At 69.0% G+C, this 24,121-nt stretch carries 19 protein-coding genes and 1 pseudogene; 9 read left to right on the top strand and 11 right to left on the bottom strand.

What is annotated here, in order from left to right; all coding sequences use genetic code 11:
- Positions 1–37 precede the first annotated feature (37 nt).
- Positions 38–721: a TetR/AcrR family transcriptional regulator gene (locus AWC24_RS03010; RefSeq protein ID WP_085082000.1), complete on the top strand. Its 684-nt coding sequence runs from the start codon at positions 38–40 to the stop codon at positions 719–721.
- Positions 718–1,659, top strand: coding sequence for a R2-like ligand-binding oxidase (locus AWC24_RS03005; protein ID WP_085081999.1), 942 nt, complete (start codon positions 718–720; stop codon positions 1,657–1,659). The genes AWC24_RS03010 and AWC24_RS03005 overlap by 4 nt, the downstream gene beginning before the upstream one ends.
- Positions 1,660–1,679: 20 nt before the next feature.
- Here AWC24_RS03005 and AWC24_RS03000 read toward each other — a convergent pair whose 3' ends face one another.
- Positions 1,680–3,059 (bottom strand): NADP-dependent succinic semialdehyde dehydrogenase, encoded by a 1,380-nt coding sequence (locus AWC24_RS03000; protein WP_085081998.1) that lies wholly within the window; start codon positions 3,057–3,059, stop codon positions 1,680–1,682.
- A gap of 111 nt (positions 3,060–3,170) precedes the next feature.
- Between AWC24_RS03000 and AWC24_RS02995 the strand changes: the two genes are divergently transcribed.
- Positions 3,171–4,109 carry a hypothetical protein gene (locus tag AWC24_RS02995; RefSeq protein WP_174813671.1) on the top strand — a complete coding sequence of 313 codons (939 nt, stop codon included), beginning with the start codon at positions 3,171–3,173 and terminating at the stop codon, positions 4,107–4,109.
- A 41-nt stretch (positions 4,110–4,150) separates the two neighbouring features.
- Here AWC24_RS02995 and AWC24_RS02990 read toward each other — a convergent pair whose 3' ends face one another.
- Both AWC24_RS02990 and AWC24_RS02985 read right to left on the bottom strand, forming a co-directional pair.
- A complete protein-coding gene (locus tag AWC24_RS02990) occupies positions 4,151–8,428 on the bottom strand; it encodes an alpha-(1->3)-arabinofuranosyltransferase domain-containing protein (RefSeq protein WP_109560294.1) in 4,278 nt (1,425 codons plus the stop codon).
- A gap of 49 nt (positions 8,429–8,477) precedes the next feature.
- Entirely contained in the window at positions 8,478–8,651 is a 174-nt protein-coding gene (locus AWC24_RS02985; RefSeq protein ID WP_013827163.1) for a DUF2613 domain-containing protein, read from the bottom strand.
- Positions 8,652–8,786: 135 nt separating this feature from the next.
- On the opposite strand from AWC24_RS02985, the gene AWC24_RS02980 reads away from it, so the two are divergent.
- Positions 8,787–9,974, top strand: coding sequence for a glycoside hydrolase family 3 N-terminal domain-containing protein (locus AWC24_RS02980; protein WP_085081997.1), 1,188 nt, complete (start codon positions 8,787–8,789; stop codon positions 9,972–9,974).
- A gap of 77 nt (positions 9,975–10,051) precedes the next feature.
- A complete protein-coding gene (locus tag AWC24_RS02975) occupies positions 10,052–10,678 on the top strand; it encodes a TetR/AcrR family transcriptional regulator (RefSeq protein WP_085081996.1) in 627 nt (208 codons plus the stop codon).
- 96 nt (positions 10,679–10,774) lie between these two features.
- Here the strand turns inward: AWC24_RS02975 and AWC24_RS02970 are convergent, their stop codons facing one another.
- A complete protein-coding gene (locus AWC24_RS02970; RefSeq protein WP_085081995.1) occupies positions 10,775–11,617 on the bottom strand; it encodes a MaoC/PaaZ C-terminal domain-containing protein in 843 nt (280 codons plus the stop codon).
- A gap of 1 nt (position 11,618) precedes the next feature.
- On the bottom strand, positions 11,619–12,983 hold the full coding sequence (locus tag AWC24_RS02965; RefSeq protein WP_085081994.1) for a 3-oxoacyl-ACP reductase: 1,365 nt from the start codon (positions 12,981–12,983) through the stop codon (positions 11,619–11,621).
- A 143-nt stretch (positions 12,984–13,126) separates the two neighbouring features.
- Here AWC24_RS02965 and AWC24_RS02960 point away from each other — a divergent pair, with 143 nt between their 5' ends.
- Positions 13,127–14,473: an acetyl-CoA C-acetyltransferase gene (locus AWC24_RS02960; protein WP_085081993.1), complete on the top strand. Its 1,347-nt coding sequence runs from the start codon at positions 13,127–13,129 to the stop codon at positions 14,471–14,473.
- Between the two features lie 173 nt (positions 14,474–14,646).
- On the opposite strand, the gene AWC24_RS02955 is transcribed toward AWC24_RS02960, so the two are convergent.
- The 3 genes and pseudogenes from AWC24_RS02955 to AWC24_RS02950 all read right to left on the bottom strand — a co-directional run bounded on the left by AWC24_RS02955 (position 14,647) and on the right by AWC24_RS02950 (position 17,564).
- Complete coding sequence (locus AWC24_RS02955; RefSeq protein WP_085081992.1) at positions 14,647–15,360, bottom strand: DJ-1/PfpI family protein; 714 nt, start codon at positions 15,358–15,360, stop codon at positions 14,647–14,649.
- Positions 15,361–15,381: 21 nt separating this feature from the next.
- Positions 15,382–15,486, bottom strand: a pseudogene (locus AWC24_RS21470) (GlxA family transcriptional regulator); the annotation flags it as partial.
- A 233-nt stretch (positions 15,487–15,719) separates the two neighbouring features.
- Positions 15,720–17,564, bottom strand: coding sequence for an acyl-CoA dehydrogenase (locus AWC24_RS02950; RefSeq protein ID WP_085081991.1), 1,845 nt, complete (start codon positions 17,562–17,564; stop codon positions 15,720–15,722).
- Between the two features lie 261 nt (positions 17,565–17,825).
- Between AWC24_RS02950 and AWC24_RS02945 the strand changes: the two genes are divergently transcribed.
- The 3 genes from AWC24_RS02945 (at position 17,826) to AWC24_RS02935 (ending at position 20,410) form a co-directional block, all read left to right on the top strand.
- Positions 17,826–18,311: a flavin reductase family protein gene (locus AWC24_RS02945; protein WP_085082054.1), complete on the top strand. Its 486-nt coding sequence runs from the start codon at positions 17,826–17,828 to the stop codon at positions 18,309–18,311.
- A 64-nt stretch (positions 18,312–18,375) separates the two neighbouring features.
- Positions 18,376–19,245, top strand: coding sequence for an inositol monophosphatase family protein (locus tag AWC24_RS02940; RefSeq protein ID WP_085081990.1), 870 nt, complete (start codon positions 18,376–18,378; stop codon positions 19,243–19,245).
- Positions 19,246–19,603: 358 nt separating this feature from the next.
- Complete coding sequence (locus AWC24_RS02935) at positions 19,604–20,410, top strand: aldo/keto reductase (RefSeq protein WP_234807235.1); 807 nt, start codon at positions 19,604–19,606, stop codon at positions 20,408–20,410.
- A gap of 9 nt (positions 20,411–20,419) precedes the next feature.
- Here the strand turns inward: AWC24_RS02935 and AWC24_RS02930 are convergent, their stop codons facing one another.
- Genes AWC24_RS02930 through AWC24_RS02920 form a run of 3 tightly spaced genes read right to left on the bottom strand, consistent with a single transcriptional unit; the run spans position 20,420 to position 24,096 of the window.
- Positions 20,420–21,421 carry an aldo/keto reductase gene (locus tag AWC24_RS02930; protein ID WP_085081988.1) on the bottom strand — a complete coding sequence of 334 codons (1,002 nt, stop codon included), beginning with the start codon at positions 21,419–21,421 and terminating at the stop codon, positions 20,420–20,422.
- Positions 21,422–21,424: 3 nt separating this feature from the next.
- Positions 21,425–22,180, bottom strand: a complete 756-nt coding sequence (locus AWC24_RS02925; protein WP_013827178.1) for a succinate dehydrogenase/fumarate reductase iron-sulfur subunit — start codon at positions 22,178–22,180, stop codon at positions 21,425–21,427.
- Positions 22,180–24,096 carry a fumarate reductase/succinate dehydrogenase flavoprotein subunit gene (locus AWC24_RS02920; RefSeq protein WP_085081987.1) on the bottom strand — a complete coding sequence of 639 codons (1,917 nt, stop codon included), beginning with the start codon at positions 24,094–24,096 and terminating at the stop codon, positions 22,180–22,182. The genes AWC24_RS02925 and AWC24_RS02920 overlap by 1 nt, the downstream gene beginning before the upstream one ends.
- Positions 24,097–24,121: the final 25 nt, after the last annotated feature.

The following is a 24,121-nucleotide window of genomic DNA, read 5'->3' as shown; positions in this document are numbered from 1 at the left end:
CTAGGATGACCAGGGGTCATTCCAGTGAGGTGGTCCGATGCCGACGGTGACGTGGGGACGGGTCGACCCGGTGCGCCGGGCCGCCGTGTTGGAGGCTGCGGAGGCGGAGTTCAGCGCGCGGGGTTTCTCACGCGGCAGTCTCAACGTCATCGCTCGGCGCGCCGAGGTCGCCAAGGGCAGCCTGTTCCAGTACTTCGCCGACAAGGCAGACCTGTACGCGTTCGTCGCCGACACCGTCGGCCAGCGGGTGCGGTCCTACATGGAGCGGCGGATCGTCGAACTCGACGCCAGCCGGCCGTTCTTCGAGTTCCTCACCGACATGCTCGACGTGTGGGTCGCCTACTTCGCCGATCACCCCCGTGAGCGGGCGCTGCATGCCGCGGCCAGCATGGAGACCGACACCGACGCCCGGATCAGCGTGCGGACCGTCGTCCACCGCCACTACCTGGAGGTGCTGCGCCCGCTGGTCGACGACGCTCAGGCGCGGGGAGACCTGCGTGCCGACGCCGACACCGGTGCGCTGCTGTCGCTGCTGCTGCTGATCGTCCCGCACCTGGCACTGGCCCCATACCTGCGCGGCATCGACCCGGTCCTCGGGCTCGACGAGCACACTCCGGAACAACCGGCCCTGGCGATCCGCCGGTTGGTCGCCGTGCTGGCCGCGGCATTCGGCGGCGAGAGAACTCGCCATCGCCAGCAATCCGAGGAGGCAGTTCCATGACCCGCACCCACTACGACTCATTGGCCGCCGGCGGGCTGAACTGGGACAGCCTGCCGCTCAAGCTGTTCGCCGGCGGCAACGCGAAATTCTGGGATCCCGCCGACATCGACTTCTCCCGCGACCGGGAGGACTGGGAAACGCTGACCGAGCGGGAACGCGACTACGCCATCCGGCTGTGTGCGCAGTTCATCGCCGGCGAGGAGTCGGTCACCCAGGACATCCAGCCCTTCATGGCGGCGATGCGCGCCGAGGGCCGGCTCGGCGACGAGATGTACCTGACCCAGTTCGCGTTCGAAGAGGCCAAGCACACCCAGGTGTTCCGGATGTGGCTGGACGCCGTCGGGATAACCGACGACCTGCACGGCTACCTCGACGCCCTGCCCTCCTACTTGCGGATATTCAACGAGGAGCTGCCGGCATCACTCGAGGCGCTCTCGATCGATGCGTCACCGGCCTCCCAGGTCCGGGCGTCGGTGACCTACAACCACTTCGTCGAGGGCACGCTGGCGCTGACCGGCTACTACGCCTGGCACAAGATCTGCGTGCAGCGCGGGGTGCTTCCGGGCATGCAGGCGCTGATCGGGCACATCGCCGACGACGAACGGCGCCACATGGCATGGGGCACTTTCACCTGCCGGCGGCACGTCGCCGGCGATGATGCCAACTGGGCGGTGTTCGAGACACGCATGAACGAACTACTGCCGCTGTTGGTGAGTTACACCGCGGAGGGTGACCGCATCTACGGCGACGACATCCCGTTCGGATTGTCCGCCGACGAGTTGCTGCAGTACTCGATGGACAAGGGGACTCGGCGGTTCGGCACGATCAGCAGCGCCCGCGGCCGCCCGGTCGGCGAGATCGACCTGGACTATTCGCCGGTGCAACTCGAGGACACCTTCGCCGACGAAGACCGAAAGGTGCTGGCCGCCTCCGCCTGAGCGCGCGCACGAACCAGTCCTCAGGCCACCCAGACCGTCTTGAGGTTGCAGAACTCCCGAATGCCGTGGCCGGACAGTTCCCGGCCGTAGCCCGACCTCTTGATGCCGCCGAACGGCAACTCCGGGTAGGACACCGTCATGCCGTTGATGAAGACCTGACCGGCTTCGATCTCGTCGGCGAACCGGCTGATCTCGGCCTCGTCGCGGGTCCAGGCGTTGGACCCCAGACCGAACGTGGTGGCGTTGGCGATCTCGATCGCCTCGTCGGCGTCCGCGGCCCGGTACACCGAGGCCACCGGGCCGAACACCTCCTCGGTGAACAGTGCCATGTCACGGGTGATGTCGGTGATCACGGTCGGCGGGTAGAACCAGCCCGGCCGGTCGAGTCGCTTCCCGCCGCACTGGATCACCGCGCCGGCCGCCGCCGCGGTGTCCACCTGCTGTTCGACCTCGTCGCGGCCCTGCTCGGTGGCCAGCGGCCCGACGTCGGTGTCCGAGTCGGTCGGATCACCGACCCGCAGCGCCGACATCTGGGCGGTGAACTCGGTGACGAAGTCGTCGTAGACGTCGGTGTGGACGATGAATCGTTTTGCCGCGATGCAGGATTGGCCGTTGTTCTGCACCCGGGCCTTGACCGCGGTAGCCACCGCGGCGTCCAGGTCGGCAGACGGCATCACGATGAACGGGTCGCTGCCGCCCAACTCCAGCACGGTGTGTTTCACCTCGTCGCCGGCGATGGCCGCAACCGACCGCCCGGCGGGCTCGCTGCCGGTCAGGGTCGCCGCAGCCACCCGCGGGTCGCGCAGCACCCGCTCCACGGCGCCCGATCCGATCAGCAGGGTCTGGAAGCAGCCATCGGGAAAACCGGCACGGGACAACAAGTCGGCGAGGTAGAGCGCGGTCTGCGGCACGTTGGAGGCGTGTTTGAGCAGGCCGACGTTGCCGGCCATCAGGGCCGGCGCGGCGAACCGCACCGCTTGCCAGAGCGGAAAGTTCCACGGCATCACGGCCAGCACCACCCCGAGCGGCTGGTAACGCGCGAACGCCTTGGACGCGTTGACCGCCGAGGCGTCGGGGGCGGGCTCGTCGGCCAGCAGCGCTTGGCTGTGATCGGCGTAGAACCGGAAGCCCTTCACGCATTTGAGCGCTTCGGCCTTGGCCGACGTCAACGTCTTGCCCATCTCCAGCGTCATCATCGCGGCGACGTCGTCGGCTTCGGCTTCCAGTAGATCGGCGGCGGCATGCGTCCAGCGGGCGCGCTGGGCGAAATCGGTGCGACGGTACTCGGCGAAGCGGGCCGCCGCACGAGCGATCGCGGCCTCGATCTGCGCCTCAGTCGCCGCGGTGAACGTCTTGACCGTCTCGCCGGTTGCCGGGTTGGTGGTGGCAATTGCGGGCACGCGAGTCTCCTTCGGACGCTGCGTCGGGGGGTGTGTAGGTCCAGCCTGCCACTATCGAACCGCGTAGGCTCGCGACGAGCCAGCGTCAGTACATCGATACGGGAGTCCCGGATGCGTTTCAACCCCCCGCCCAACTGGCCGCCTGCGCCGCCCGGCTGGGCGCCGGACGCGAACTGGGCGCCGGATCCGTCGTGGCCGCCCCCGCCACCCGGCTGGCCGTTGTGGCTGGACGACTTCGGTCAGCCCGCAGCCGCGGGCGGCGCCTCGGTGCCCTATCCGCCCTACGGTGCGCCGTGGCCGATGCCGGCGCCCCAACAGACCTCGCGCAAGGGGCTGTGGCTCTCGTTGGCGGCGGTCGCGGCGGCGGTCGTAGTCGGGATAGGACTGATGGCGGGCTTCGGTGGCCGCTTCACCGCGGAGGAGAAACCGTCCCGGAAGCCGGACCTCACCGAGCTGACCTCGGACATGCTCGTCGAGCGAGCCTCCTTCCCGGACCCCTCCGGCGGCAAGTGGATCAGCGGGGTCAACAGCGCCGGCGACGCTCCCTCGGAGATGCCGAATCTGACCGTTGACCCCCCGGAATGCGCTGATTTCTACTCGAGTCCCAGTTCCGCCACCCAGACGGCGACAGCGACGTTGGCCAAGCTGCAACCCGGGGGCCTGCACTCGATGAGGGTTCGGCTGGCCCTGACGCCGGACCGCCCGGACCTCAAGGCGTTCGTGGACAAATGCCAGTCGTTCAAGCAGACCTTCGAGTCCGGTGGGCGCAGTGTCACCACCGATATCCAGCTGAATCCGCTGGAGGCCGACGGGGTGCCGCCGTGGGCGGTCGCGACGGTGATCACCAGTTCCAGCAAGGCGGCCATCCGGCTGCCGATCGCGATCACCGCCTCCACGATCTCCGGCTACTACCGTGGCGTGCTCGTCGTCGCCAGCAGCAATGACATCGGGCTCCGAACCGGCGATGACGAGTCGGAGGATGCCGCCCACGCCGATGAGCTGGTGCAACTGTTCAACACCCAGATCGAGAAGCTCGAGGCCGCGCAGTAGCCGGCTCGCCGGGCTCGCGACCACCGGGGGCGACCACCGTGTTAGTCGCGGTGGCCCGCTGCGCCCGGCTCCGCGGGCTCCGCCGCTCTTGCGACCACCGCGGCGGTCGCGGCGAGCACGGCGACCGAGACCAGAGCGGCCAGCTGCACGCCCGCGGAATGGCCGGCATAGCCGTCCACCGATCGCCACGGATGGCGGCACAACACCGCCCCAGCCAGGATCAGCCCGCCGGCGCTCAAACCGAGCCGGGTCGTATCGAACGCGCGCCGGCGATGGCGCAGCGCGAACATCGCGATCAGCGCCGTACCGAACACCGCCGCGCCGGCAGTACCGGCGATCAGGGCGCCGACCGTCAGCGCGGCGATCCCCAGCTGTCCCCGGCTGGGCTGCCAGGGCTGCGCCGGCGGGCCGGGACTGCGGGTCCGCCGTGCCGGCCACCAGGCCAGCAGGGCCAGCAGCGGCAGGAGTGCCAGACCGCCGGCCATCCCAAGGCGGTACATCCGGTTGGGGCCGAACGTCAACGTGATCGTGCCGTCCGTACCGGCGGGCACCACCCAGCCCTGCTGCCATCCGTTGACCGCGACCGGGGTCAGGCGGCTGCCGTCGGGTGTGCGTGCCGCCCAACCGCCGTTGATGCTCTCCGGAACGATCAACACCCGGGTCGCCGGCGCCTCGGACACCGTGACCTCGCGCCGGGCGGGGCTCCACGTGCCGACGTCGGCGGGCGTCGTCACGGTGCTGACCACATCGCGGCCTGCCAGCGGCCCGGACAGCGTGGCGCTGTCGACGACGAACGCCGAACCCGGGCTGATCAGCAGCTCCTGCGCGCCGGGGGGCAGCGCGATGGGCCGCTGATCGCAGGCCTGGGCGCGCACCGGCTCGTCATCGAGCAGGGCACCCACGGTGGTGCTGATCGAGGTGTGGACGAACCGGCCGGCGATCGCGATGATCGGGCCGTTGCCGCAATCGACGGTGACCGGGCGTGACCGGTTGCGGGCGGAGTCGGCGGCGGCGATCGGCCGGCCGTCGGCGCCCAGCACGCTGACTTCGGCGAGTCCGGGCGGTTTGAGCTGGTCGAAGCCGATCGCGGTGCGGTCGATCACGTCCTGCCATTCCAGCAGACTGATCGAGACGGTGTCGGTCACCCGGGGCTGCAGCCGCACCCGCTGTTCGTCGGAGTCCGCCAGTTCCCGGACCTGCGGGCCCGAGCCGAGGTCGATGGCCACCAGCGTGGGTCGTGCCGGCAACGGGGATCTACTGGCGGCGAACCGCAATCCGGCCACCTCGACCGGACGCGGCAACGTGATGGTCAGGGTCGGCGGCGACCGGTGGGCGACCACCCGCTGCGACGCCGTCCAGGCGGTGCCGGGATCTCCGTCCGCGGCGGCGTATGCCGACCCGAGCACGTCGAGCACGTCGGCGTCGCCGCGGGCCCTCGCCGCGCCCGGTTCGGCGATCAGGTCGACCAGGTGGGGGCCCTGACGTGGCCGCACCCAGACCGCCGGGGTCACCGAGATGGGCTGCGGCACGTTCAGGGTTCGGCTGAAGGTGGCGGGTTCCTCGGGCTCCAGCATCATCGACGCGGCGCAGCGGACGGAGCCGGAGGCCGCGGCGCAGCCGGCCCGGCCGGGCAGGCCCGTCCCCAGATCCCACTGGGATACTCGCGCACCGGCCGGTGGCGCCGGCACCAGCGCAGTGTGGCGCAGGTCGACGGGATGCGCGTACCCGGACGCGTCGTACTGGGTGACCGACAGGTCGGTGATACCGAACTGCACGCCGGGGGAACCGTCTTCGGTTCCCGACGCGGTGATCCGCACCCACGGCGTCTCGCCGTAGGGCAGCGCGGCGGTCAGCGGCTCGCCGGCGTGGTCGAACCGCAGTGTGGTGGTGCCGTTGACCGTGGAGATCTGGATCCGCCGTACCTGCGCGCCGACGGCCGTCGCGCTGGGTGTCAGGGTGATGGTGCCGTTGGTCAACGGATGGTCGAAGTCGATCTGCAGCCATTGGCCGACCGCCGACTGCAGCGCGTTGGACACCCAGGCGGTGCCCGAGTCGCCGTCGATGGCGGCGGCCGGAGACGTCGACGGCGCCACGTCGGGCAGCGCGGTGGCGTCCGAGGACGAACTCGACGCGGTGAGCCGGCCGCCGATCCAACCGCCGAACACCGTGGCGGCGCCGGGCGTCGGATAGTCCGGCACCCGGCTGTGGGTGTGGCGGGTGTCGCCGGCGGCCCGCAGCGTCGATGAGTGGTCGTCGACGCGGCCGTAATCGGTCTCGCGGGCCAGTGGCGTGTCGGTGACGGTGACCCCGGAGCTTCTCGGGGCACCGAGTCCGGCGCGGCGCGCGTCGGCCGTCATCAGCACCGGCCCCATCACCGGCTCGCCGCGCAACCGGCGATGCTCGTCGAGCCGCAGCAGCACCTCCGGGCCTCCGGCGACGCGCCGCAGCGCATCGAGGTCGGCCAGATACGGTGCGCCCGGGTTCGCTCCGGCTGCCGGGTCGCCGACCCGGTAGATCTCGATCGCCGGGTAGGCCGGGCGCAATCCGCTGTCGGAGACGAAACCGGGCACCGTGCCCGACCCGACCGGCTCGCCGAACCGAGCCACCCGGTGCAGCCCCGGTGAGCCGTCGACGGCGCGGTGCACCAGCAGCGGCCGGGCCGACCGCGAGGTGTCGGGGTCCAAATCGTTGCGCACCACCAGATACGAGATGCCCTGCCGGGCAAGGGTATCGGCAAGCCCGGCCGAGGGGCGACCGGCGGCGAACAGTCGCTGCACCGAGTCCAGCGCCCGGATGGTCTGCGGCGGCGTCAGCGGAATCGAGTCGCGCACACCCCATGGTCCGGCCCCGATCTCGCTGAGCACCTGCAGCGGCTCGTCGTGACTGGTGCCCCAGGTCTGGGTGGCGAACGGGGCTCCCGGCGCGACCAACACCCGGCCCGGCGTCGGGCCGCCGTTGTTGTGTTCGTCGAGCCAGGCGGCGGCGTCGCGCCAATACTGCGGCAGGTCCGAAAACGTCCCCGGCGGAGTGAGTCGGCCGGTCCAGGCCAGCGACGTGCTGACCATCAGTGCCGTCAAGACGACCAGGCCGACCGCCGCCGCCTTGTGGTGTTCGGGTTGAACGTAGGCGCGCCGCCACACCGCCGCCGGGGCGCTGCCCGGCAGCGGGATGCGGCCCAGCAGATGGGTGACTCCGAGCACCAGCGGGATCCGGATCACCGACTCCAGCTTGTGCACGTTGCGCAGCGGGGCGCCGGCCGCGTCGAGGAACGTCTGCACGGCGGGTGCCAGCGGCGAACCCAGTCCGCCCGCGTAGCCCACCGCCAGCAGGGTCACCCCGATCAGCAGCATCGTGACCAGCCGCCCGGCGCCGGGAAGCTGCCGGCGCAGCATGCCGGTCAGCCCGGCCAGCCCGGCGGCAGCCACCAGGCAGGTGCCCAGGATCAGCACCGGGCGGGTGACCAGCGGTGCGCCGGCCGTGGCGTTCGGCGCGACGAACGGCGTCCAGCTGTGGGTGCCGCGCAGCATCTCGGTCAGTGACGTCCACCGGGTGGTCACCCCGGCGGATTCGATGAAGTCCAGGAACGGCGGACTGACCCGGCCCAGCAGAAGCAGGGCGACCAGCCACCAGGTCACCGCCAGCGCCAGCGCCAGCAGCCACCAGCCGGTGAAGGACCACCAGCGCCGGTTCGGGCGATGACACAGCCACCAGACGATCGCCGGCAGGCACCCCGCCAGCGTCGCGACGGCGTTGACCGCGCCCATCAGTGCCACCGCCACCCCGGCTTGGCCGGCGAGCGCCCGGACCGGGCGGCCCGGCGCCTCGCCACCCGGTGCGCCCAATGCCCGGATGACGGGCAGCAGCACCCACGGCGCCAGCATCATCGGCAGCGTCTCCGATGAGATCGAACCCATGGTGGTCAGCACCCGCGGCGACAGGGCGAACGCGGCGGCGCCGATCAGCCGTGCCGTGGGGGTGCCGATCCGCAACGTCTCGGCGACCCGCAGCAGGCCCCAGAACCCCACGGTGAGCAGCAGCGCCCACCAGAGCCGCTGAATGACCCAGCCGGGGACCCCCACGAAGTCGCCGAGCAGGAAGAAGGCGCCGTGCGGGAACAGGTAGCCGTATGCCTGGTTCTGCACCTGACCGAACGGCAGTTCGCTGCTCCACAGGTTGACCGCGCGGGCCAGAAACCGCAGCGGATCGGCGGTCAGGTCCAGTTTGGTGTCCGGGGAGATTCGGCCGGGCGCCTGGATGAAACTGCAGGCCAACGCGATTGCGCCGACCAGCCACAGCCAGCGCCGCGACAACATCGTCACACCCTGCAACTCCGTCTGCGAACGTCCGGAAGCCGACGACGTCCGCAGGTCAGCCGCGGTTGCCGTATTCCACCCTGTTCAGCACCGAGGATTGCGGGTCGCCCCCGGCTATCTGCGGCTTGGTGTCCTGTTGCACCATCAAGGTCACGCCGAAGACAGCCGCCGCACCGAGTAGCACCCCGACGACGATGCTGATGGCCGCCGGTACCACGAACCGAGGCATGGTCTGGCTCCTTCCGCAATCCCGCGACGTGATCTCGGGGCACCGGCAATACCGCCCCCATCGACCCCAACGGCCAACGTAGCATGCGGGACCGCCGCATGAGCCGCGTAGTTCCGGCCGTGACAGCATGGTGCGATGCCTCGATCGCTGACTCGACAACTGCCCGGTCTGCTGTTGGCGGCCACGTTGCTGCCGGCGCTGACGACAGCCTGCTCCCATCGCGCCGAGACACCCGCGCCGTCGCCACAGGCGGAGCCGACGAACACGTCCACAGCCGCCGCGCCGGTTGACCCGGCCTGTGAGCAGCTGGCGGCCCTGCCGATCCGCGACCAGCTCGCGCAGCTGGTGATGGTCGGGGTCCGGGACGCGGCCGACGCGCGCGCGGTGGTCACCGACCATCACGTCGGCGGCATCTTCATCGGCAGCTGGACGGAGCTGTCCATGCTGACCGACGGCTCGCTGATCGAGCTCAAGGAAGACCGGGCCGCCGCCGGCCCGCTGCCACTGGCGGTCAGCGTCGACGAAGAGGGCGGCCGGGTCGCGCGACTGTCCTCGCTGATCGGGTCCTCGCCGTCCGCCAAGGAGCTGGCCGCCACCCACAGCGTCGCGCAGGTGCGCGAGCTGGCGGCCGAGCGCGGCCGCAAGATGGCCGACCTGGGGATCACCATCGACTTCGCGCCCGTGGTCGACGTGGTCGCCACCGGCACCGACGACGACACCGTGATCGGGGACCGCTCGTTCGGCTCGGACCCGGCCAAAGTCACCGAGTACGCCGGGGCGTACGCGCAAGGGCTGCGTGACGCCGGCCTGCTGCCGGTGCTCAAACACTTCCCCGGCCACGGCCACGGCTCCGGTGACTCGCACACCGCCGGGGCGGTGGCCACGCCGCCGCTGGCGCAGCTGCAGGACAACGACCTGGTGCCCTATCGCACGCTGGTCACCCAGGCGCCGGTGGCGGTGATGCTGGGACACCTGGAGGTGCCCGGGCTTACCGAGGACCCGGCCAGCCTGAGTCCGGCGGCGGTCAGCCTGCTGCGCACCGGCACCGACTATCACGGCCCGGCGTTCTCCGGGCTGGTGTTCACCGACGACCTGTCGTCGATGGCCGCCATCACCGAGCACTACGGCGTCGCCGATGCGGTGCTGCGAAGCCTGCAGGCCGGCGTCGACATCGCGCTGTGGGTCACCACCGACGAGGTGCCGGCGGTGCTGGACCGGCTGGAGCAGGCCGTGGCGGCCGGCGAGCTGAAGCGGGAGGCGATCGACGCCTCGTTGGCGCGGTTGGCGGCGGTCAAGAAACCCGGAACGCACTGCCACGGCTGATACCGCCATCGCCGGACGCGAAGTTACTCTTCGGTAAGATCGTGCCGCAGAAGGTACGCGGAAGGAACCCCGAGGCGATGGCAGCTGGCAGTAAGCGGTTACCGCGGGCTGTGCGTGAACAGCAGATGCTCGACGCCGCGGTGCAGATGTTCTCGATCAACGGCTATCACGAGACCTCGATGGACTCGATCGCAGCGGCCGCCCAGATCTCCAAGCCGATGCTCTACCTGTACTACGGCTCCAAGGAGGAACTCTTCGGGGCTTGTCTGGACCGTGAGCTGGCGCGCTTCGTCGAGACGGTGCGCACCAGCATCGACTTCGAGCAGAGCCCGAAAGACCTGTTGCGGAACACGATCCGGTCGTTCCTGCGCTACATCGACACCAACCGGGCGTCGTGGATCGTGATGTATTCGCAGGCCACCAGTTCGCAGGCGTTCGCCCACACCGTGCGGGAGGGCCGCGAGCGGATCGTCGAGCTGGTCGGCCGGCTGTTGCGGGCCGGCACCCGCAACCCCGAGCCCGGCGTCGACTTCGACATGATGGCGGTCGCGCTGGTCGGTGCCGGCGAGGCGATCGCCAGCCGGGTCAGCACGGGCGACACCGACGTCGACGAGGCCGGCGAGCTGATGATCGATCTGTTCTGGCGCGGCCTCAAGGAGGCGCCCGGCGGCCGTGACGGCGCCGAGAGTGCCGCCGCGGGATAAGTCCGGCCGGTCAAAGCCGTGACGGGGCGGCGTGGGCCGGAGCCGTGGTGAGCGCAAGGCGTCGACGAAGAGATCCGCGGTCGGGCGGAGTGCCGGCTACAGTGCCCGCACCGCGCCGGTCAGATACGGATACCCCTTGGCGATGTTGCGCAGCGATAGATCCCAGCCGCCCTCGACCCGGTCGACGTAGAGCCCCGGGCCGGCCGGCAGCAGCATCGGCTTGCCGAACTTCACCGAGTACTCCACCGCGTCCGGCAGCGCTCCCTCGATGTTGGCCAGCACCGCTGCCGCGGAGAACATCCCGTGGGCGATCGCGGTCGGGAAGCCGAACAGCTTGGCGCCGATCGAGCTGGTGTGGATCGGATTGTGGTCGCCACCGGCGGAGGCGTAGCGGCGGATCTGACCGGGCGTGACCCGCAGCACCGCGTTCGGCGGTCCCAGCTTGGGCTGTTTGGCCGGCGGTGGTTTGGCCTCGTCGGACAGGCTGGTGCGCTGTTGATGCAGGAAGGTCGTCACCTGGTGCCAGACCAGGTCGTTGCCGACGTTGATGTCGGTGACGATATCGACCAGCAGACCCTTGCGGTGCTCGCGCAGGTTCTCCGCGTGCACCTCGACGCCGACGGTGTCGGTGACCGCGATCGGCCGGTACTGGGTGATCCGGTTCTCGGTATGCACCGATCCCATTGCGGCGAAGGGAAAATCGAACCCGGTCACCAGCGACATGACCGTCGGAAAGGTCAGGGCGAACGGGTAGGTGACCGGCACGTGATTGCCGTACTGCAACCCGGTGGCCGCGGCGTATTCGGCGACGTGGCCCGGGTCGATGGCCAGCTCGTCGACCCGCAGCGACCGGTCCGGCAGGGTGCCGGCGCGGGGAATGAACGGCAGCGCTCCGGCGACCGCGCGCAACATGTTCCTGGTGCCACTGGGTTGCGTCATGTCATGCCCCCAACATGGCCTGGCCGCAGACCCGGATGGTGTTGCCGGTCACCGCATTCGACGCCGGGCTGGCGAAGTAGCCGATCAGCTCGGCGACGTCGACGGGCTGACCACCCTGGAACAGCGAGTTGAGCCGGCGGCCGACCTCGCGGGTGGCCAGCGGGATCGCCGCGGTCATCTCGGTTTCGATGAATCCGGGGGCGACGGCGTTGATCGTGATGCCCTTCGCTGCCAGCACCGGCGCCAGCGCATCGGTGAGGCCGATCATGCCGGCCTTGGTGGCCGCGTAGTTGGTCTGGCCGCGGTTGCCGGCGATGCCCGCCATGGACGACAGCCCGATCACTCTGCCGCCCTTGCCGATACTGCCGCTTGACACCAGGCCCTCGGTAAGACGCTGCGGTGCAAGAAGATTGACCGCCAACACCGAGTTCCATCGGGCGTCGTCCATGTTGGCCAGCAGCTTGTCCCGGGTGATGCCGGCATTGTTGACCAAGATGTCGGCCTTGCCGTCATAGTGCTCTTTGAGGTGCGCGGCGATCTGCTCGACCGCGTCGTCGGCGGTGACGTCCAGGGCCAGCGCGGTGCCGTCCACCCGGGCGGCCGTGGCGTTGAGCGCCTCGGCCGCGCCTGGCACGTCGATCGCCACCACCTTGGCGCCGTCGCGGGCGAACACCTCGGCGATGGTGGCGCCGATGCCACGCGCGGCGCCGGTGATGATCGCCACCTTGCCCTCCAGCGGGCGGTCCCAGTCGGCGGGCGCGGTGGCGTCATCGGCGCCAACGTAGAACACCTGGCCGTCGACGTAGGCCGAGCGGGCCGAGAGGATGAACCGCATCGTCGATTCCAGGCCGGTGGCGCCGGGCTTGGCCTCCGGCGACAGGTACACCAGCTGCACGGTGGCGCCGTGCTGCAGCTCCTTGCCCAGCGAGCGGGTGAAGCCCTCCAGCGCGCGCTGGGCGATCCGCTCGTCGACGCTGCCGGTCGCCTCCGGAGTGGTGCCCACCACGACGAGCCGGCCGCAGCGGCCCACGTTGCGCAGCAGCGGGGTGAAGAACTCGTGCAGCGCGGTCAGCCCGGCCGGCGAGGTGGTGCCGGTGGCGTCGAAGACCAGCCCGCCGAACGAGTCGGCCCACCGGCCGCCGAGGTTGTCGCCGACCACCTCGTAGTCGCCGGACAGCGCGGTGCGCAGCGGTTCGGCCACCCGGCCTTCGCCGCCGATCAGCAGCGGCCCGGCCAGCGGTGGCTCGCCGACCCGGTAGCGGCGCAGCGTCTCGGCCTGCGGAACGCCGAGTTGCTTGGACAGGAACGATCCGGGGCCGGAGTTCATGATCTGGGACAACAGGTCCGAGGGAAGCTTGGGGGCCACTTGAGCTGCCTTCCGTGTGGGGACGTGTGCCTGGTGCAGGCGACGGTGTCGACAACGAACTTACTCCAGAGTAAGAATACTGGGTAGTATCACCCCGATCGCCCCGCCGGTGCGGGGCGCCCCGACCACCAGACGGAGAGATCGTGGCACCTGGATCTGCTGCTAAGCCCACACCCGCCGACACCGGCGCGCGCCGTCGCGTCGCCGTCCTCGGCGGCAACCGCATCCCATTCGCACGCTCCGATACTGCCTACGCCAGCGCGTCCAATCAGGACATGTTCACCGCGGCGCTCGGCGGCCTGGTCGACCGGTTCGGCCTGGCCGGCGAGAAGTTGGATGCGGTGATCGGCGGCGCGGTGCTCAAGCACAGCCGGGACTTCAACCTGATCCGGGAATGCGTGCTCGGGTCGGCGCTGTCGCCCTATACACCCGCCTTCGACCTGCAGCAGGCCTGCGGCACCGGCCTGCAGGCGACGATCTGCGCCGCCGACGGTATCGCCGCCGGCCGCTACGAGGTGGCCGCCGCGGGCGGGGTGGACACCACCTCGGATGCCCCCCTGGAGGTGGGCAACGAGTTGCGCCGCACGCTGCTGGCGCTACGCCGCTCGAAGTCCAACCTGCAGCGCCTCAAACTGGTCGGCAAACTGCCCGCGGCCCTGGGGGTGGAGATCCCGGCCAACAAGGAGAACCGCACCGGGCTTTCCATGGGCGAGCACCAGGCGATCACCACCAAGAAGATGGGCATCAAGCGAGTCGACCAGGACGAGTTGGCCGCCGCCAGCCACCGCAACATGGCCGCCGCCTACGATCGCGGCTTCTTCGACGACCTAATCACCCCGTTCCAGGGCCTCTACCGCGACAACAACCTGCGGCCCGAGTCGAGTCCGGAGAAGCTGGCCACCCTCAAGCCGGTGTTCGGCGCCAAGGCCGGCGACGCCACCATGACCGCGGGCAACTCCACGCCGCTGACCGACGGCGCCTCGGTGGCGCTGCTGGCCAGCGAGGAGTGGGCGGCCGCGCACAACCTGACCCCGCTGGCCTACTTCGTCGACTCCGAGACGGCCGCCGTGGACTACGTCAACGGACCCGACGGGCTGCTGATGGCGCCTACCTACGCGGTGCCGCGGTTGTTGTCCCGCAACGGTCTGACGTTGCAGGACTTCGATTTCTACGAGATCCACGAGGCGTTCGCCTCGACGGTGCTGTGCCACCTGGCGGCGTGGGAGTCCGAGGCCTACTGCAAGCAACGGCTGGGGCTGGACGCCGCGCTGGGCGCGATCGACCGGTCCAAGCTCAACGTCAACGGCTCGTCGCTGGCAGCCGGGCACCCGTTCGCGGCCACCGGCGGGCGGATCGTGGCGCAGGCGGCCAAACAGATCGCCGAGGCAAAGGCGGCGAAGAAGGGCGCCTCGAAGAACAAGCCGGTGCGGGCGCTGATCTCGATCTGCGCCGCCGGGGGTCAGGGCGTGGCCGCCATCCTGGAGGGCTAGCGCCCGCGGCGGCGACCAGGCCGCCGACCACCAGGTTTGTGCCCGGGTGGCCGCGGGTAGTCAGCAGCACGGTTCGCTCCGCGTGGGCGTCTGCCCCCATGGCATCGCGGAGCAACCTACGTCTTGGCCCGCCGCTGGACTGAGGGGATCCAGCGGCGGCCAACTCATCCCGGCTAACCGCGTCGGCGTCGGGCCGCGCCGATCGCTCGATCCCACAGCAGTAGTGCTCCGGCTTTCAGCTGGCTCGGCGTCGCCAGATCCTTGGCCATCAGCGCGCTCGCCGCGGCCTTGGTCTTCGCCGACGCCTTCGACATGTGCCCGGAGTCGAACGGCGGCTGCGGATCGTATTCCAGTGACAACTGGATGACCTTCGCGCGGTGCTCGCCGCCGATCCGCCCGGCCAGCCACAGTCCGAGGTCGATGCCGGCCGAGACTCCCGCACAGGTGACGATGTCGCCGGAGTGCACGATGCGTTCGTCTGCGACCGGGGTGACCCCGAACGCCTTCAGAGCGGGCAGCGCCATCCAATGGGAGGTGGCTCGCTTGCCGGCCAGCAGCCCGGCGGCCGCCAGGATGACCGACCCGGAGCACACCGATGCCGTCCAGGTGGCCGTGGCATGGGCTCGCCGCACCCACTCCAGCAGCTTCTCGTCGCGGGCGTGTTCGGTGGTCGTCATGCCGCCGGGTACCAGAATGACGTCGGGGCAGGGGGTTTCGTCGAACGAATGGGTGGCCCCGACGACGAGCACGCCGGAGTCGGCGATGATCGGCCCGGGCTCGTGCCACAGCAGGCGCAGCTGGACGCGCGGCAGCCAGCGCAGCGTCTCGTAGGGGCCGATGAAGTCCAGCGCGGTGAAGCCGGGATAGAGCACGATCGCGATCTGCACGGTCTTGTCCTTTCGGGGGTGTCAGGCGAAGGTCTTGCGGTAGTGGTCCGGCGCGATACCGAGCCGGCGGACGAAGGTGCGGCGCAGGGTTTCTGCGGTACCGAAGCCGGCCCGCGCCGCGTCGACACCCGCGCCGCCGGGCAGCACCACCGTGTCGAGACCCGACGTGGGGTCGGGCAGCGCGGATAGCCGAGGACGACGACGCTGCGGGTCACGCCATCAGTGTCAGCCGAACACCCCGATGACGTCTACGCCATACATCCCACAGATCACGACAAGGCGGCTCGCGCCGGCCGCAATGCAACAGGCCCCCAAGGGATCGCCTCGGGGGCCTGCGCGGCCTGTGTTGTCGCGGCGTTCTAGAACGCCGCCTCGTCGAGCTCCATGATGTCGTTGTCGATGGCGTCGATCACCGAGCGGGTGCTGGTCAGCAGCGGCAGGAAGTTCTTGGTGAAGAACGATGCCACCGCGATCTTGCCCTCATAGAACGCCCGGTCGGCGCCTGAGATATCGCTGCCGCCGGCGTCCAGGGCTGCCACGGCCACCGCGGCCTGGCGGGCCAACAGCCACCCGATGATCAGGTCGCCGACGCTCATCAGGAAGCGCACCGAACCCAGCCCCACCTTGTAGATGCTGGAGATGTCCTCCTGCGCGGCCATCAGGTAGCCGGTCAGCGTCGCGGCCATGCCCTGCACGTCGGCCAGCGCGGTGGCCAGCAGCTCGCGCTCCGCCTTGAGCCGGCCGTTGCCGGACTCGTTGGCGATGAACGCCTCGATCTCGCCCGCGACGTGCCCCAGCGCCTGGCCCTTGTCCCGGACGATCTTGCGGAAGAAGAAATCCTGCGCCTGGATGGCCGTGGTGCCCTCGTACAGCGAGTCGATCTTGGCGTCACGGATGTACTGCTCGATCGGGTAGTCCTGCAAGAATCCCGACCCGCCGAGCGTCTGCAGGCTCTCGGTGAGCTTGGCGTAGGCCTGCTCGGAGCCGACCCCCTTGACGATCGGCAGCATCAGGTCGTTGATGCGGACGGCGAGATCCGGCTCGACGCCGTGCAGCTTCTCGGCCACGGCGGCGTCCTGGTAGGTCGAGGTGTAGAGGTACAGCGCCCGCAGCCCCTCGGCGTAAGCCTTCTGGGTCATCAGCGACCGGCGCACGTCCGGGTGGTGGGTGATGGTCACCCGCGGTGCGGACTTGTCGGTCATCTGGGTCAGGTCGGCGCCCTGCACCCGTTCCTTGGCGTACTCCAGTGCGTTGAGGTAGCCGGTGGACAGCGTGGCGATGGCCTTGGTGCCGACCATCATCCGGGCCTGCTCGATCACGTCGAACATCTGGGCGATGCCGTTGTGCACCTCGCCGACCAGCCAGCCCTTGGCCGGCACCCCGTGCTGGCCGAAGGTGAGCTCACAGGTGGCCGAGACCTTCAGGCCCATCTTGTGCTCGACGTTGGTGACGAACACACCGTTGCGCTCGCCGAGCTCGCCGGTCTCGAAGTCGAACAGGAACTTCGGCACGAAGAACAGCGACAGGCCCTTGGTGCCCGGCTTGGCGCCCTCGGGGCGGGCCAGCACCAGGTGGAAGATGTTCTCGAACAGGTCGTCGGAGTCAGCCGAGGTGATGAACCGCTTGACGCCGTCGATGTGCCAGGAGCCGTCGGACTGCTGGACGGCCTTGGTGCGTCCGGCGCCCACATCCGAGCCGGCATCCGGCTCAGTGAGCACCATGGTCGAGCCCCAGCCGCGCTCGGCGGCGATGACGGCCCACTTCTTCTGCTCCTCGGTGGCCACGTGGAAGAAGATGTTGGCGAAACCGGCGCCGCCGGCGTACATCCACACCGCCGGGTTGGCGCCGAGGATGTGCTCGTGCAGCGCCCACATCAGCGCCTTGGGCATCGGCATGCCGCCGAGTGCCTCGTCGATGCCGGCCCGGTCCCAGCCGGCATCCAGGGTGGCGCGCACCGACTTCTTGAACGACTCGGGCAAAGTCACGGTGTGGGTGGCCGGGTCGAACACCGGCGGGTTGCGGTCGCCCTCGACGAAGGAGTCAGCAATCGGGCCCTCGGCCAGCCGGACCATCTCGCCGAGCATCTCCGTAGCGGTGTCGACGTCGAGGTCGGCGTATTCGCCCTGACCGAAGACCTGGTCCAGGCCGAAGACCTCGAACAGGTTGAATACCTGGTCACGGACATTGCTCTTGTAGTGGCTCACAGCTTCCTCCTCATGGGATGCCACTTGCGGTTGGGTACTTGGGCTTAAGTTACCCACCAGTAACGTGCCCTGAAATATACCTTCTGGAACCCACAGCGCAAGCCAGTGTGAGCTACATCCTCTTAGCTAACTAACCAACCAGTTGGTCTCACCAGGTCAGCCCGCTCTGCCGCGGCCGATCCGCCTCGGCCGGGGCGCGGCGGGTAGGGTTCTTCAGCGACCAGACCCGACGAGGTGAATGAGTTCCCGGTGAGTGCCCACGTGAGTTCCGCCAGCAATCTGACGCCGTCGTCGCTACGGGAGGCATTCGGCCATTTCCCGTCCGGCGTGGTGGCCGTCGCGGCCGAGGTCGACGGTGTCCGGGTCGGGCTGGCCGCGAGTACTTTCGTGCCGGTCTCACTCGATCCGCCGCTGGTGTCGTTCTGCGTGCAGAACACCTCGACGACCTGGCCGAAACTCAAGGACTCGCCCCGGCTGGGCATCAGCGTGCTGGGTGAGGCGCACGACATCGCGGCTCGCACCCTGGCCGCCAAGACCGGCGACCGGTTCGCCGGGCTGGAAACGGTGACCAACGAAGGCGCGGTGTTCATCAAGGGCACCGGGGTGTGGTTGGGCAGCTCGGTCGAGCAGTTGGTTCCCGCCGGGGACCACATCATCGTGGTACTGCGGGTATGCGATGTGACGGTGGATCCCGAGATCACGCCGATCGTGTTTCACCGCAGCGGCTTCCGGCGGCTCGGCGGTTGATTCCCGCTGCGGTGTGGCGTCGCCGAAGGTGCGATGACCACCGCAGATGTGTTGCTATGGGCAGATGGCGACGCTGTATGACGACCCGGGACGCTTGCGGTCCACGGCGGAGACCCTGGTGGCGGAGGCGGCCGACTTCGTGCGGCGCCGCCGAGCCGAGGTGTTCGGCGCCCAAGCCGCCGATTCAGCCCACGACCTGGTGCAGACGAAAAGCAGTCCGACCGATCCGGTGACGGTGGTCGACACCGAGACCGAGCGGTTCATCCGGGACCGGCTGGCCGCGCTGCGGCCCGGCGATGCGGTGCTGGGCGAGGAGGGCGGCGGCTCCGGCGACGTCTCCGGGCGCGACCCCGGTGCGGTCACCTGGGTCGTCGACCCGATCGACGGCACCGTGAACTTCATGTACGGCGTACCGGCCTACGCGGTCTCGGTGGCCGCACAGGTCGGCGGAGTATCGGTGGCCGGCGCGGTCGCGGACGTGGTCGGCGACCGGATCTACTCGGCCGGCGCGGGGCTGGGCGCACAGGTCACCGATCGGACGGGCACCGCTGCGCTGCGCTGCACCGAGGTCGCCGAACTGTCCGTGGCACTGCTCGGGACCGGCTTCGGATACTCGCCCCACCGCCGGGCCGCCCAGGCGGTGTTGCTGGCCCGGCTGCTGCCGGCGGTACGCGACGTGCGACGGATCGGCTCGGCGGCGCTGGATCTGTGCATGGTGGCCGCGGGACGGCTGGACGTGTATTACGAGCACGGCATCAAGCTGTGGGACCACGCGGCGGGATCGCTGATCGCGGCCGAGGCGGGCGCCCGGGTGGTGCTGCCGGGTCCGGAGATCGACAGTGGCGATGTCATCATCGCCGCGGCACCGGGTATCGCCGACGAATTCATCGCGACGCTGCGGCGCGAGGGTGGATTCGCCGCGATCCCGCAATAGCCGTGCCGGCACGGGAATTGTGATCAATTTCACGTGACGAGCCATTTGTCGCCTATCGCGGATTGACTGCGGTTCGATCACGTCGGTATAACGGTTCGTGCGGATGCGCCCGTGCTCCCGAACCGCATCGACGCGGTAATCGCTGGATAAGCGCAACATCTGCCGTCAGAAACCACCAGGTTGATCAGCGGCGGTTCCGCGTGCTGGAAACGTAACCAGAGATGCAACGTAACCGAATGTGTAGGTCGAAAAGATGACGATTTCTTTTGCTTCATTTGCGGTGGACACCGCTGAGTCCGCCCGGGCCGGGACGAATGCGTATTCGATTCCGCATACCGCCCTCAACAACCGCGTGACCATGCCGGTCTTGGGACTCGGGGTGGCGAAGCTGTCCGATGAGCAGACCGAGGCCTCAATCCTGGCCGCCCTGGACAGTGGCTGCCGGCTGATCGACACCGCGGCCTCCTACGGCAACGAGGCCGTGGTCGGCCGCGCCATCAAAGCGTCCGGGGTTCCACGTTCCGAACTGTTCGTCACCACCAAGCTGGGCACCTCCCGGCAGGGGTACGCCAGCACCCTGGACGCCTGTCGCGAGAGCATCGACCGGCTCGGCCTGGACTACCTGGACATGTACCTGATCCACTGGCCGGCGCCCGAGGTGGGCAAGTACCTCGACAGCTGGCAGGCCATGATCCATGCCCGCGAACAGAGGCTGGTCCGGTCGATCGGCGTCTGCAACTTCACCGAGGACCTGCTCGCCGAGCTCATCGACGAGACATCGGTGGCGCCCGCACTCAACCAGGTCGAACTGCACCCGCTGTTCAACCAGGAGCGGCTGCGCCGGTTTCACGCCGAGCATCGCATCGTCACCGAGGCGCACAGCCCGCTGGGCTTCGGTGAGCGCCACGTCATCGTCCGGGTGATCGACAACCCGACGGTGAAGGCGATCGGCGCCAAGCACGACCGGTCGCCGGCGCAGGTGCTCATCCGGTGGAGTTTGCAGCTGGGCAATGTGGTCACTCCGCGCTCGTCGAAACCGCACCGGATCGTGGAGAACTTCGACGTCTTCGACTTCGAGTTGAGCGACGCCGACATGGAACTGCTCAACGGGCTGCACAACGGAACCCGGATTCACCACCACCCGATGACGTTCCTGGGCACCTGAGCAGGCGCGTCATCGGCCGTCGCGCTCGGCGAACTCCTTCCACATCTCCGGGTAGGGCCCGCCCAGCGGTGCCGCCGTCGCCAGGATCTCGGCGATGGCGGCCAGATCATCGGCCGTCAGCTCCAGGTGCACCGCTGCGGCGCTGTCCTGCAGATGGCCGACATGCTGCGCCCCGACGATGGCGACCTGCACGCCGGACTGCGCCAACGTCCACGCCAACGCCAGTTGGCTCAGGGTGACGCCCAGCTCGGCGGCCAGCGCGCGAAGTCCCGCAACGACTTCCAGGTTCCGCGCGAACCCGTCCCCGCTGAAGATTCCGCTCTGCGCGCGCCAGTCATCGGCTGCAAGACCGCTGTCGGAGGTGATGGCCCCGGTCAGCAGTCCGTGCGCCAGGGCCCCGTAGACCAGCACACCGATGTCGTTGGCCACGCAGTAAGGGAACAGGCTGTCCTGCAGGCCGCGCCGCAGCATGTTGAACGGCGGCTGGACGGTTTCCACCGGAAGGGTCGCCGAGAACTGCGCGATCTGATCGACGTCGTAGTTCGACACCCCGACATGGCGAATCTTGCCCGCCGCGACCAATTCGGCCAGGGCGCCGGCGGTTTCGGCTGCCGGCACGGCCGGATCGGGCCAGTGCACCTGGTACAGATCGATGTGGTCGATGCCCAACGCGGCCAGGCTGGTGTCGACGTCGTGGCGAAGCCATTCGGGCCGGGCGTCGCGGACGGGACCGTCGTCGGTCTCCCGCAGCCCGCCCTTGGTCGCGATCACCACCTCGTCGCGGGCATGGTCGAGATCGTGACGCAATGCGGTGCCGAGAATGCGTTCGGCGGCTCCGAATCCGTACTCGTGCGCGGTGTCGAAGAAGTTGAACCCCAGCTCGCGGGCCCGGCGCACGAGCGCGATCGCCGCGCCTTCGTCGACTTCGCCCCACGCCCCGCTGAACTCCCAGGTCCCCAGCGCCAGACGTGAAACCTGCAGGCCGCTTCGTCCCAGCGTGGTGGCCTGCACGGGTCAGTCAGGCTTGCGGCGGAAGATCTTTCGGCCGAGCCAGACGATCGGGTCGTAGCGATCTCCGGCCACCCGCTCCTTCATCGGGATGATGGCGTTGTCGGTGATCGTGATGTGTTCCGGGCAGACCTCGGTGCAGCACTTGGTGATGTTGCACAACCCGAGACCGGCCTCGTCCTGAGCCAACTGACGCCGATCGGCGGTGTCCAGCGGGTGCATCTCCAACTCGGCCAGCCGGATGAACATCCGCGGGCCGGCGAAGTTCGGCTTGTTGTCCTCGTGGTCCCGGATGACGTGGCAGACGTTCTGGCACAGAAAGCATTCGATGCACTTGCGGAACTCTTGGGACCGCTCGACGTCGACCTGCTGCATCCGGTACTCGCCGGGTTGAAGATCCGCCGGCGGCTTGAAGGACGGCATCTCGCGGGCCTTCTCGTAGTTGAAGGAGACGTCGGTGACCAGGTCACGAACCACCGGGAAGGTCCGCACCGGCGTCACCGTGATGGTCTCATCCGGGGAGAACATCGACATCCGCGTCATGCACAACAGTCGGGGGAAGCCGTTGATCTCCGCCGAACACGAGCCGCACTTGCCGGCCTTACAGTTCCAGCGCACCGCCAGGTCGGGTGTCTGGGTCGCCTGCAACCGATGGATGACGTCGAGGACCACCTCACCCTCGTTGACCTCGACCTCGAAGTCCTGCAGCCCACCGCCGTCGATGTCGCCGCGCCATACCCGTAGCTGGGCGATGTGTGTCATTACGCTCTCCGTCCCGGGTGTTGCGCCAGCTCTTCGTCGGTGTAGTACTTCTCCAGCTCGGAAATCTCGAACAGTTCCAGCAGGTCCTCGCGCATCCCGGTCTGCGCCTCCGGGGTGATCGTGATGTCGGGCACCTCACTGTCGTCGGCGACCCGGCAGACCAGCAGGGTCTTGCGCCAATTCGAGTCCATGCCCGGGTGATCGTCACGGGTGTGCCCGCCGCGGCTCTCGGTGCGCTGCAGCGCGGCCTTGGCCACGCACTCGCTGACCAGCAGCATGTTGCGCAGGTCGACGGCCAGATGCCAGCCCGGGTTGTAGTGCCGGCCGCCCTCGACGGCCACGGCCGCGAACCGGGTCTTGAACTCCTCAAGCCGGGCCAGGGCCTGTTCCAGCTCGCCGGCGTTGCGGATGATGCCGACCAGGTCGTTCATCGACTGCTGGAGATCGGAGTGCAGCGTGTACGGGTTCTCGCCCGCGCCGCCGCCAGCCCGGTCGAGCGGGGCCAGAGCCAGCTTCGCCGCGGTCTCCAACGTCGCCGGCGCCACCGCCGGCCGACTGGCCAGCCCCCGCACGTACTGCGCGGCGCCCAGACCGGCGCGGCGGCCGAAGACCAGCAGATCCGACAGGGAGTTGCCGCCCAGCCGGTTGGACCCGTGCATCCCGCCGGCGCATTCACCGGCGGCGAACAGCCCCGGGACCGCTGCTGCGGCACTGTCCGGGTCGACCTCGATACCGCCCATCACGTAGTGGCAGGTGGGGCCCACCTCCATCGCGTCCTTGGTGATGTCGACCTCGGCGAGCTGCATGAACTGGTGGTACATCGAGGGCAGGCGGCGCTTGATCTCCTCCGGCTTGAGCCGGGAGGCGATGTCGAGGAAGACCCCGCCGTGGGGCGAACCCCGCCCGGCCTTGACCTCGGAGTTGATGGCGCGGGCCACCTCGTCGCGCGGCAGCAGGTCGGGAGTGCGGCGGGCCGAGTCGTTGTCCTTGAGCCACTGGTCGGCTTCTTGCTCGGTTTCGGCGTACTGGCCTTTGAACACCGGTGGGATGTAGTCGAACATGAACCGCGTCCCGTCGGAGTTCTTGAGCACCCCGCCGTCGCCGCGCACGCCCTCGGTGACCAGAATCCCCTTCACGCTGGGCGGCCACACCATCCCGGTCGGATGGAACTGCACGAACTCCATGTTGATCAGCGTCGCGCCGGCCCGTAGCGCCAGCGCGTGTCCGTCGCCGGTGTACTCCCAGGAGTTCGACGTCACCTTGAACGACTTGCCGATCCCGCCGGTGGCCAGCACCACCGCGGGCGTCTCGAACACGATGAACTTGCCGGATTCGCGCCAGTAGCCGAAGGCACCCGAAATCGCCCCGGTGGAATCGTCTTTGAGCAATTCGGTGATGGTGCACTCGTGGAAGACCTTGATCTTCGCCTCGTAGTCGCCGAACTCGGCGTGATCGTCCTGCTGCAGCGAGACGACCTTCTGCTGCAGCGTGCGGATCATCTCCAGGCCGGTGCGGTCGCCGACATGCGCCAGTCGCGGATAGGTGTGACCACCGAAGTTGCGCTGGTTGATCTTCCCGTCTTTGGTGCGGTCGAACAACGCGCCGTAGGTCTCCAGCTCCCAGACCCGCTCCGGCGCCTCGCGGGCATGCAGTTCCGCCATCCGCCAGTTGTTGAGGAACTTGCCGCCACGCATGGTGTCGCCGAAGTGCACCTGCCAATTGTCTTTGTCGTTGACGTTGCCCATCGATGCGGCGGCACCGCCCTCGGCCATCACGGTGTGCGCCTTGCCGAACAGCGACTTGCACACCACCGCCACGCTCAGGCCCTGCTGGCGGGCTTCGATGACCGCGCGCAGACCCGCGCCGCCGGCACCGATCACGACCACGTCGTAGGAGTGCCGTTCGACTTCAACCATGAATTCTCGCTTACTCTTCGTGTGA

Source organism: Mycolicibacter senuensis, from assembly GCF_002101885.1.
GTDB lineage: Bacteria > Actinomycetota > Actinomycetes > Mycobacteriales > Mycobacteriaceae > Mycobacterium > Mycobacterium senuense.
This window is presented reverse-complemented; position numbering and strand designations above follow the sequence as displayed.